Annotated in this window: 6 protein-coding genes and 1 pseudogene; 4 read left to right on the forward strand and 3 right to left on the reverse strand. The window is 35.3% G+C overall.

Annotated features, from left to right (window positions below; all coding sequences use genetic code 11):
* Positions 1 to 212: transposase (locus BU804_RS08970; RefSeq protein WP_275935653.1), on the forward strand; the 212-nt coding region annotated here is incomplete at its 5' end.
* A gap of 682 nt (positions 213 to 894) precedes the next feature.
* On the opposite strand, the gene BU804_RS08975 is transcribed toward BU804_RS08970, so the two are convergent.
* The gene (locus tag BU804_RS08975; protein WP_075883806.1) at positions 895 to 1,122 is read right to left on the reverse strand and encodes a hypothetical protein; all 228 of its coding nucleotides are present in this window, start codon (positions 1,120 to 1,122) and stop codon (positions 895 to 897) included.
* 177 nt (positions 1,123 to 1,299) lie between these two features.
* On the reverse strand, positions 1,300 to 1,392 hold the full coding sequence (locus tag BU804_RS17750; protein ID WP_075883810.1) for a hypothetical protein: 93 nt from the start codon (positions 1,390 to 1,392) through the stop codon (positions 1,300 to 1,302).
* 233 nt (positions 1,393 to 1,625) lie between these two features.
* On the opposite strand from BU804_RS17750, the gene BU804_RS14975 reads away from it, so the two are divergent.
* Positions 1,626 to 3,068, forward strand: a complete 1,443-nt coding sequence (locus tag BU804_RS14975) for a M4 family metallopeptidase (protein WP_075883807.1) — start codon at positions 1,626 to 1,628, stop codon at positions 3,066 to 3,068.
* Positions 3,069 to 3,315: 247 nt separating this feature from the next.
* Here BU804_RS14975 and BU804_RS08990 read toward each other — a convergent pair.
* Positions 3,316 to 6,751: pseudogene (locus BU804_RS08990) on the reverse strand (CHAT domain-containing protein).
* An 884-nt stretch (positions 6,752 to 7,635) separates the two neighbouring features.
* On the opposite strand from BU804_RS08990, the gene BU804_RS08995 reads away from it, so the two are divergent.
* Both BU804_RS08995 and BU804_RS09000 read left to right on the forward strand, forming a co-directional pair.
* Positions 7,636 to 9,537, forward strand: coding sequence for a BTB/POZ domain-containing protein (locus BU804_RS08995; RefSeq protein WP_075883808.1), 1,902 nt, complete (start codon positions 7,636 to 7,638; stop codon positions 9,535 to 9,537).
* A gap of 552 nt (positions 9,538 to 10,089) precedes the next feature.
* The coding region (locus BU804_RS09000) for a hypothetical protein (RefSeq protein WP_075883809.1) at positions 10,090 to 11,778 on the forward strand (1,689 nt) is incomplete at its 3' end.

Consider the following 11,778-nt stretch of genomic DNA (forward strand, 5'->3'; position numbering starts at 1 on the left):
AACCCAAAATTCAGGTTCTTAGAAAACGAGCTATTATTGAAACGGTGAATGATCAACTAAAAAATATTTCTCAAATTGAACATACACGCCACAGAAATGCCGGAAATTTTTTAATTAATCTATTAGCTGGGATTGTTGTTTATACTCACCAACCTAAAAAGCCATCGATAAACTTAGCAGAGCAGCATCGCTTATTGTTAATGGCTGCCTAAAAACCCAAAATTCAGGTAAATAAGCTTTTGTTCATGAAAAGCAAAGCAAAATTTGCCGGTTAATTAATTTATATAAACAGTTTGTTTTTAGTTATGCAAAGAAGACTAATTGCTATATCTTTGGATGAATGCAAACTAATACGTTATATGAAATGTTCATTGATATCTTTAGAAAAATGGCTGTACTAATCTTAAAAACAAGTGGGAGGTTTGGGCTCTCAAATCTCGGCGCGTATCTACTCAATTTAAAGACACAATACCACATTAAAAAAATGAGATTCACCTTCACAAATGAGCAAACAAAATAAGTTAAATGGTTAATCTCTTCGGTCGCTACAACATTAACTTCCGCTGCTTAAACGAAATAGCTATTTTTTCTTAAAAAAGCTACTAGCTTGATGGCATTACTTTATTCTTTTGATAGAGACCTTTTTTGAGCCTTTGCTCAAAATAAAACAACTGGAGCATCGCATTTTTTAGTGCTATGGCCCTAGCTGTGGATACTTATATATTATTGCTATTACAGCACATCCATAATTCTATTGTGTTCATTGGCTACGATCTGAAAATGCTTCAATCCGCTTTCAAATTAAAAAACTTCCATTAAATGCTTTATTTTTTTGTAAGGATTATCTGAAACGTGCATCGTCAGATAGTCATTGACATTGATCCATTATAAGGTCTATTTTTCAATAAAGCTTAAAAAGCTCTTTATGGTTAAACTTAATGCCCTCTTTTTTTCAATATTAAGATGAATGCGCCGATAACTAAATTGGGATCTTACAAGAGCCATTTTCTGAATGAGTGCTTTCTCTTGTTCTATCTTCTTGCCTTTTCGATAACTATCGCCCAACTGATCAATGGAATACCAACAATTTAAAAGCACATCTTTAAATCGATGGTTTTTCATCTTGCATTAGCATAAAGTTGCTTAGCAATTGAGCTTACCACTTTTTTGACAGGACACCCTTTAAAGCCATAATGTCTAAAGCTTAATCAGCAACAATTGTTTTAAACTTATCGTCCAAATTCAAGGCTTCTTGATCATTAAGCTTCCGAAAAATTCCATCCCACCTAATTTTGCTTTTCATTGATAATAAGAAGCTGTGTTGACTCCGTGCTTGCGACAAACTTCTGCAAGTGGTATTTCAGATTCAACTTCTTTTAAGTTTCTAATAATTTGTTCTTCTGGGGGGTCTTTTCTTCATGCTGCTTTCCTTTTTTAAAGGATAGCATGATTTTCTGCTTTATATTGGGCTTTTTTGCAGGGCAACATCAATTCTAAAATAGGATTCTTCTTATTTTATTCTATCCAATAATTTAAACCTATTATATACACAAACATAAAATAAAAGATTTAATTGATAAATATTTTTATTATAGAAAACACATTGTAAATAGGAAAGAAAAAATATGAACAATTCAAGTTTACGTCCCGCAGGGCAACGTTATCCTGTTTGTAGAACTTACGCTCCAGCAGACACTAGCCAAATAAAAACTAACTATGGGATACAATGGAATTATCCTGAGCCAGATATTAAGATTTACACAATACGTAGTGGGCGAGAAATTTGTAAAAATAATCAATGCGCAACTTCTGGTGATCCTGTCGCTGCAGAACTTTATAAAACTGTAAAGAAAGTTTACGAATTTTTTGAGAGCATTTTTAATTTTAGGGGAATTGATGGTCAAGGAAAAATTGCTAAACTTTACATCAATTGGCAAGAACATAATGCTCAGTGGAGTTGCTCTAGCGAAACCATTAACGAAGTGTGTCAGTTTAAATTTAACAATACCTTTGCAGTTACAGAGGAAGTGGTCGCTCATGAATATTTTCACGCCATCATGAATGGAAGACTCACTTACAAAGGGCAATCAGGTGCATTGGATGAATCTTTAGCGGATGTATTTGGAATCGCTTTTAAACACTGGTCAATAGATAAAGAAATTTTAGGAAATGACAATAATTATCAGCTTAAACGACAAGAATTAAATGATCATAAAACTCAATTGCTCAAGCAACAAGAGTCAAATGATCGCGAAATTCAAGAGTTAAATGACTATAAAACTCAACTGATCAAGCAACAAGTATCAAATAATTGCGAAATTCAGCAAATTAATCAAGAAGTTCTAAACATTCGTAAAATTCGAAAGACAAATAATTGCGAAATTCAAGAATTAAATAAACGTGGATTTCTGACGCTCGCACAACATGAGTCAAATAATCGCGAAATTCAAATTTTAAAGCTTAAATTTCAATTGTTAAAGCAACAAAAATTAAATAAACGCGAAATTAAGCGAATTGATCGAGAAATGCTAAACATTTCTAAAATTCAAGATTTAAATGAGCATAAATTGCAACTGCTCAAGCCACAAGAGTTAGATAATAGTAAAATTTGGTTAATTACTGGACAAATTTTAGTGAATAGGAAAACATGGTGGATTGGGAACCTTCGCGATCTATCTATTCCATCTACTAGGAAGAGTAATTACAAACAAGATCTTGATGAAGATGAACAAGATTTGCCTAGATACGATGAAGAAAATGATTATGGCTATGTACATGATAACAGCTGCATTCCAAGCCATGCTTTTTATTTAGCGTGTCAATCAGAAGGTAGTAGAACGTGGGGAATCATTGCTCAAATTTGGTTTAGAGCTTCTCAAGATAGAACACTAGAAAGCAATGAAACTTTTGAAACGTTTGCTCATAGAACTATAGAAGTAGCTAAAGAATTTGAAATGGCTGATATAGTTCATCAAGCCTGGTCGTGTGTAGGTGTTTTACCTACGACTTCTGATAATACTGTTTATGACGAAGAATCTGAAGAAGATCAATTTCAGACTCTCGAATAAGCACGTTGACTTTTAAAAAAATATTGAGCTTTAATTTCTTTGATTTAAAAAGTAGTCAAAGCTCAATAGCTAAAATTTAGTGCAGACTCCTTATATTCAAAGTTCTAACCAGAACCCAATACAAGGTATTTTTTTCTTCGTTCCTCTTACAGTTTCCTATTGCTGTCATTTCGCTTTTAAGAATTAAATGATTTTAAAAATTGGCAGCCATATTCAGCATCAGGCTATTTTAAAGCCTTTATCTAATTCATTCACTTAAACCCGATAAGAAAAAGGCTCCCCATAGGTGAGGTTTTTCTCGTTTTTGCTCAATGGTCATCAGCATGGCTTTTTGCAATGCTTGGGCTTTGTTTAATTTTTCTACCTTTATACCCAAAAGGTGGCGATAAAATGTGTCAACCATCTGAAGGATTAGATCGCTGTCCGGTAGTCTCCAATAAGTTGCAACCGTTGACAATGCTCCAGCGGCAAGAAAGGACCAGACGGGACCAACGCTTCCTTCCCCGTGAAGCTTGCCTCTGCCAGAAAAACATGTACTCATGAAAACCAAGTCCGAATGAAGAGTAAGTGCCGCAATTTCTTGCGCATGGAGATACCCTTGAAGATGCTCTTCGTCGGGAGCAAGCTTGAAAAGACCTTCGAAAACGGAATGAGGATCAAGCTTTCCATCAGGCTTTGCACTTGTCAATCCATGGCAAGCAAAATGAATCCAGCGCGCATCCCGCATTCCCTCTACAACGTGTTGAACAGTAGCGCTGTCTTGTAAGAGAATTCTTTCTGGAGCTGTTTTAAGGAGAGGAGAGACAAGTTTTTGCGCTTCTTTTTCTGCAAATGGTAAAGAGTCTTTTGAATAGAGTGTTGTGGGATTTCCAATGACGAGAGAATTTTTTGAGAATTTTTTAGGAATTTCATCTAATAAAGTTAGTATTCCAATCGAAGGAACAATGGAAATGGGATGTTTTTCTATGAAATATTTTCCTTCTTTATCTAAGAAGGCAGCGAACGGAGTTTGAAAGAGAAAACCGTCGGGAATAATGGTGACGACTTGTTGAGGGTCTTTAGGAAGATAAGATTCAATTGGTGCAATGAGGGCTTCATACCAAAGAGAAAGGCGATCTTTAAAAGATTTTAAAGCAGCAGAGTTTGTACTCTCATCGGGATCTCCTCGGGCTAACTCGTCTAAAAAAGCATGGATAGTGGAGCCGCGAGTTTTTTTTTGGACGAAGAAAGAGTCTTCTTTTAGCAACTGTTGGCTCAATGATAAAGGGAAATGTTTGAAAAACGTAAGTCGTTTCTTCAAACTCTTCTTTCAAAATTCCTAAGGGCAGCTGCTGGCAAGTTATTTCACCCTGCGAAGGAATAACCCAAATAGTAATGCTGTCCATATTTTCGGAAGCAAAAGAGTAAACGATAAAGCAAGTGCTCATCTTATGAGCAAGGGCTTGCATGTTTTGAGGTGTGAGTCCGGAAGAAAAAAAAGAATTATTTTTCTGAAATTTGAATTTTTCTGTCAAAGCGGAAATTAAGGCACGCGAACGCCTAAAATCTGTGACCTGTAAAGCTTTTTCAATTTTAGCCTGTTGCAAGAAAAGAAATTCCAGACATAAAAGCGGTTTTACTTGTTCTTCAAAAAAAATAATCTGCCAGTGGCTATGACTTTTAAGTTCTTGATGTAAGGCTGCGTAAACGTCAATGCTTTTTTGATAATGTTCCTCTGCTTGGCTAGCATCAGTTTTTCTATATAGTACCCCTAAATTATGATAGCCTATCGCTTCCTTGCGGCGATTTTGTAACTCCTGAGATAAACAAACGAATTTTTTAAAGCTTTGAATCGCTTTCTTCTCGTTTCCCAAATTTATGTAGCACAGACCTAAACCATTAAAGCTGCTGCTTTTTATCTCTGTTTTATCGCTTATTTCAACGGCTTCTTTATAATGTTTAACAGCCTCAGCAAACTTACCACAGCGGTAAAAAGCATGTCCCAAATTTATTAAAAGTTTGGCTCGCTTAAGGCGATCTTCTGTTATTTTTAATGCTTTAATATAGTAATTTATGCTTTCAGAATCACTTTCCAAATAGCAACATGTAGCACCGAGATTCGTATATACTGCTCCTAAATATTCTGGAAAATTTCTTAATTTTTCAGCGATACTTAAAGCTTGCGTGTGATAATTAAGACCTTTCCCTCGATTTTCAATAGTAGTATAGATTTTTCCAAGAGTTGTCAAGGCCCCGAATTTACTATTTAATACTTGTGATTCATCTATTTGAAATGACGGTTGCTGCGTTAGCTCTAAAATTTTTTCAGCATGGAAAATAGCTGTTTCATATTTGTCTAAATGATTAAATAATGTGGCTAAGTTTTCATGAATTTTTATAGCTCCCAAAAAGTTATCTGGCGGGAGAATATTCAATGCGTTGCGATAAGCCTCTTCAGCTCTCTGATAGCGTTGAGCGTTAGCTTGGGTGTGGCCGATCCTAGAGTAAATGTGTGCTTGTTCGGCTCTCTCTACTGTCAGGCTTAATGCATCTTGATAACATTGAATTGCCTCATCATTCTTATCTAAGGAAAGATAAACCTCTGCAAGATCAACAAGAGTTCGGCTTTTAATTTTAGGATCTGTGAGATTTTGTGCTATCGTTTGAGCTTTACTATAAAAAAGAAGCGCGGAATCATCTTGTCCTTGCATTGCATAAAAAGAGCCTATATTTTTTAAATAAATGAATACTTCATGAAGCTCATTTAGCACCTCCGCTATTTTTAATGCTTCTTTGCTGTGATAAATAGCACTTTGATACCACTTAAGAGATTTGTTCCACGCTGCAAGTTTTTCATGAATCATTCTAACTTTATTAAATAACTCTTTATTTTGCGACATCTCTGGGAATCCCTTTGTTAGAATTCCTAAAAGAACTTCTGCATAGGAGATAGCACAAGGAAAATCACCTTGTTTTTCGTAAAAATCTGCCATGATTGCTAAAAGCTCTAAAGGTAATTTTCTATTTTTATGAATGGCAGCTTTGTGCACCTTAATTTCTTTTGCGACAGTTTCAGATAGTGGCTCAAAAAGCCTTAGGACGGAGCTTTCTACATTTTTTGGAATAAAAAATTCAATTTTTTTCTCGTTAGCTAATTGATAGAGGCTTTCTATCCATCCTTTCATATTGCTTAGAATGGAGTCTTTATTCTGGGCAAGTAGATTAAAGCAGTGATTGCCAAATTCGAGATAGGGAAGCAACCACAGGTGCTCTAATATGCGTTGGTAAATTATGCAGATAGGAACCAGAAAATTAAATTGACCTAAAGTTAGCTTTGCTTCCATGATTTCACTGATGATCCTTTCGAGATGAATTAACTGTTGAGCTTGATCATGCTGAATGTCATACAAAAATGTTTTAAAATCAAAAAGAGGTACTATCTCTTGTACTATCAAATTTTGTACGTCTTCCATTTCCAATACTAGCAGGCGACAGAAACATTCACGCTGGATATTAAAATCTTCTAATTGATTGATCTTTTCGATGAGCCATTTGGCACTGATGATTATATTTTCTTCCGTAACGAATTTTGTTTTATAGGACTCAATTAAACCTTTTACATGATCTAATGTGGAAAGTGTGGGCAAATTTTGGAAAATAAGAGAATTATATAACGTGCTAAACTGAATTGAATTTACATTCATAGCTCACCTCATTCAATGAATAAATTGTTAATAATATTTTGGTTTTACGAAGAGAAGTAGTCAAACTATAAGTGGATCAGCAGATCCTAATGAGGGAGATTGTCATTTGGCTTGATAATGATTAACCAGGCTTTAAAACTATAGAAAAGTTTTTCTCTGTAATTAAAAACCGGTGTTAAATTCTTGCTGATCTTTTTTCCGTTTCTTTTTGTGAATGGAAGCAATAAAAGAGATGGCCTTTTATTTATTCAATGGAAATAGGGGAACAAATTTGCTTCAAACATTTTTTTATTTTCCGGTGTTTTTTAATAAAAAGAGAAGCATTGAGAGTGATAGAAAATCCGTAGCAAAAAAAATCGCTAACAAACTCTTTTTCTAGCCATCTGGTTTTTTCCTTCCATATCACTGCCCAAGCTATTCACTTGTCTTGCTATCGTAATTTTATAGTTTTGCAATAAACAAGGGGGAAGTTAAAATAGGGATAAGTGCATTTAAAGGGGGTAAAAACAAAGCAAAAAGTGGATTTAAGATGCAAAGAAAAACGGTGGGAGTTTAAATTTTTAGGATTAAATTAAGAAGACTGACCCAATTTTTATAGCGTTTAAAAAGAAAATGCCATTTTTAATTATTACTTTGCTTTTAAGATAATTTGATATGTAGATTTTGTACGTATGGGAAAAGAAATTGTCATGCTAAAATGACTATCCAACTATTTTTCTAACTAAAACAGTCTCTAAAAATACAAAAATCTTTTTGCGTAGCCTTTTTAGTAATCTAAACTTAAAGCATTTTTAGATCAAAAGCTAAGGAGTTTATATTTGAATTTTATCTAATTATTAAAACATTTATAATTAATCGAAAATTAATTCATTTGGAGAATCATTTTGAATATTTCTAATTCAGGGTTTAGGTATAGCTATCTTGTCAATACAACGACTCTTTCTTACTCCCAATCTCAAGAAATTAGCGATCCTTCTAGAGATAAAGATAACTCCTTAAATAATTCTTTAGCTGCTATAGAAGAAGTTAACCCACCAGCAGCTCAACTTTCCGATCTTTCATCATCACCTGAAGAAGTTCAACTAAGCTTTCAAGAGGGAACTTCTTTAACTATTTCTCATTCTCAGCTAGTTTTGTTAAAGGAAAAATCTCCCTATTTTAAAAATCTGTGGTCGGGGCAATTTCAAGAAACCCTTCAACATCCTCTCGCTTTGACACAAAAAGAGTTTACGTTTTTGCTCAATTGTCTAACGAATCCTAAGTTTGAAATTCCCTTGGAAAAGATCACTTCTGCCATTCAACTCGTCGATTATTATGAATTGACAGAAGTAGTGAAACATTTAGAAGGACAGCTAATTATTGAATACAAATCACAGAGATTTGAACCCTTTAACTCTACTGAAGAAAGTTTAGCCGAATTAAAAGAACTTTTAAATTTCGCGCACTACTGTCAATTAAATACATTGAAGAATTATTTGGAGTTTTCCGTTATAAGCGCATTATTAAACCAAACTTCTCAATTAACAGAATTTCAAAGAATTATAAATCAATTCTCAAATGAAATAGAAGCACTTAATTTTTCAGAAAATGCCCATTTGACCGATGCTCATCTTTTAGCATTAAAAAATTGTAAAAATTTAAAAGAGCTTCGTTTTCAAGGGTGCCGTAATCTTACTGATGCAGGATTAGCGCATTTGACACCCTTAACAGTTTTGCAACATCTAGATTTAAGCAATTGTGAGAATCTCACCGATGCAGGATTAGCGCATTTGACACCCTTAACAGTTTTGCAACATCTAGATTTAAGCGATTGCAATAATCTCACCGACGCAGGATTAGCGCATTTGACTCCCTTAACGGCCTTGCAGTATCTAGATTTAAGCAATTGTGAGAATCTCACCGATGCAGGATTAGCGCATTTGACACCCTTAATGGCCTTGCAGCATCTAAATTTAAGCTATTGCAATAATCTCACCGACGATGGATTAGCGCAATTAACTCCCTTAACGGCCTTGCAGCATCTAGATTTAAGCGATTGCGAGAAACTTACCGATGCAGGATTAGCGCATTTAACTCCCTTAATGGCCTTGCAGCATCTAGATTTAAGCGATTGCAATAATCTCACCGATGCAGGATTAGTGCATTTGACTCCCTTAACGGCCTTGCAGTATCTAGATTTAAGCTATTGCAATAATCTCACCGACGCAGGATTAGTTCATTTAAAAATTTTAATGGCCTTGCAGCATCTCGATCTGAGGGGATGTGATAAAGTAACGGATGCTGGATTAGCGCATTTGACACCCTTAGTGGCCTTGCAATATCTAAATTTAAGCCAATGTTGGAATCTCACCGATGCAGGATTAATTCATTTGAAACTCTTAACGGCCTTGCAATATCTAAGTCTAAGCCAATGTTGGAATCTCACCAATGTAGGATTAACCCATTTGAGGCCCTTAGTGGCTTTACAGCATCTAAATCTAAGCTACTGGGAGAATCTCACTGGTGATGGATTAGCGCATTTGACATCCTTAACGGCTTTGCAGCATCTAGGTCTAAGCCAGTGCTGGAATCTCATCGATGCAGGATTAGTTCATTTGGAACTCTTAACGGCTTTGCAGCATCTAGACCTAAGTTACTGCGGAAATCTCACCGATGTGGGATTAGTGCATTTAACATCCTTAATGGCTTTGCAGCATCTCGATCTGAGGGGATGTGACAGAGTCACGGATGCGGGATTAGCTCTTTTTAAAAATTTTTGCAAATTCACTCAATCTAAAAATTATTAAATAGAAAAACTTTCAATAAAAAAGGGAAATCTGGCGTCGAAAATGAAAGAATACTTTGCCTTAAGAAAATAAAAAATAAAATTTCATTAAGCTTTATCAATTCCCATCGAGACGCTTATCTAAGAAAAATATTTGCTCATTTTGAAGGCACTATACAAATAGTTCTATGCTTGTAAACGCCAAAAATACACATCAAAGATGTATTGTGGCCTAAAATTAAGCTTATAAATCAATTCTAGTCGCAGCATATTTCGTCTATATATTTACTAATCGAATATGCCCTTTAATTGTATCAGAGATCTTATAAGCCGTTTATTCCCTGATCCTATCATCTCATGGAATTAAGGCACTTACAGATCAAAAACTGAGAGTTTATGTTTGAACCATATTGGTCCTTATTTATTTTTTACTCTCCATTGATAAAACGAAATTTTCTCTTTAAATGTGCTTACCTATTTTAGGTTATGACTATTGCCATGATTTTTATCTATATATTATACTGTTAAAACACCTATAAAATGAAAATTTATTTCACTCATTGGGATAGTCATTTTGAATATTTCTAATTTAGGATTTAGTCACAGTTACCTCGCCAATACAACGTATCCTTCTTACTATCCTCTTCAAGACATTAATGACCCTCTTGTGGAAGAAAATAATCCCTTAGACAATCCTTTGCCTAATCTAGAAGAAACTAGTGCGTCAACGATTCCAGCTCCCGCTCTTGCACCTTCATCTGAAAAAATTCAACTAAGCTTTCAAGAGGGAACTTCTCTGACTATTACTCACTCTCAACTAGCTTTGTTAAGGGAAAAATCCCTTTATTTTAAAACTCTTTGGTCAGGACAATTTCAAGAAACCCTGCAACATCCTCTCGCTTTAACACAAAAAGAGTTTACGCTTTTACTCAATTGCCTATTGGATGCTAACTTTAAAGTTCCTGTAGAAGAGATTACTTCTGCCATTCAACTAGTCGATTATTATGAACTGACAGGAGTAGTGAAAAACTTAGAAAAACAGTTAATTGATGGGTACAAATTACAGAGATTTGAACCCTTTAATTCCACTGAAAAAAGTTTAATCGAATTAAAGGAGCTTTTAAATTTCGCTCGTCAATGTCGATTAAATATGTTAAAGAACTATTTAGAATTCACCGTTATGAGCGAATTATTAAACCAGGCTGTTCAGTTAACCGAATTTCAAAGAATTATAAATCACTTCTTAGATGAGATAGAAGCTCTTAATTTTTCAAACAATGCTTATTTGACCGATGCCCATCTTTTAGCATTAAAAAATTGTGAAAATTTAAAAGTACTTCATTTAAATGCGTGTCAGGCTATTACGAACGATGGGTTAGCGCATTTGACTCCCTTAACGGGTTTGCAGCATCTAGATTTAAGGGTTTGTGAGTATCTCACTGATGATGGATTAGCGCATTTGACACCCTTAACGGGTTTGCAGCATCTAGATTTAAGGATTTGTGAGTATCTCACTGCTACTGGGTTAGCCCATTTAACGCCCTTGACGGCTTTGCAGCATCTAGATCTAAGCTACTGTAAAAACCTTACTGATGCGGGATTAGTGCATTTGACACCCTTAGTGGCTTTGCAGCATCTAAATCTTAACTTTTGCGATAAACTCACCGATGCTGGGTTAGCGCATTTGACACCCTTAATGGGTTTGCAGCGTCTAGATTTGAGCTACTGTGAGAATCTCACTGATGTAGGATTAGCCCATTTGATACCTTTAAAGGGTTTGCAGCATCTAAATCTGAAAAATTGCCGTAATCTCACGGATGATGGATTAACCCATTTGGCACCCTTAACCGCTTTGCAGCATTTAGATCTAAGCTATTGCTGGCCACTCACCGATGCTGGGTTAGCGCATTTAACACCTTTAACGGGTTTGCAGCGTCTAGATTTGAGCTACTGTGAGAATCTCACTGATGTAGGATTAGCTCATTTGATACCTTTAAAGGTTTTGCAGCATCTAAATCTGAGAAATTGCCGCAATCTCACGGATGATGGATTAGCCCATTTGGCACCTTTAACCGCTTTGCAGCATCTCGATTTAAGCGATTGCAATAATCTCACCGATGCAGGATTAGCGCATTTGACACCTTTAACGGCTTTACAACATCTAGATTTAAGCTATTGCAATAATCTCAGTGACGCTGGGTTGGCCCATTTAACACCTTTAACGGATTTGCAGCATCTCGAACTAAGCAGATGCTATAAACTC

This window comes from Candidatus Protochlamydia sp. W-9, assembly GCF_001950615.1.
GTDB lineage: Bacteria > Chlamydiota > Chlamydiia > Chlamydiales > Parachlamydiaceae > Protochlamydia > Protochlamydia amoebophila.

Coding starts and splice junctions, on each gene's coding strand:
- BU804_RS08975 (WP_075883806.1), bottom strand. CDS start 1,122: ATGAAAAACCATCGATTTAAAGATGTGCTTTTAAATTGTTGGTATTCC.
- BU804_RS14975 (WP_075883807.1), top strand. CDS start 1,626: ATGAACAATTCAAGTTTACGTCCCGCAGGGCAACGTTATCCTGTTTGT.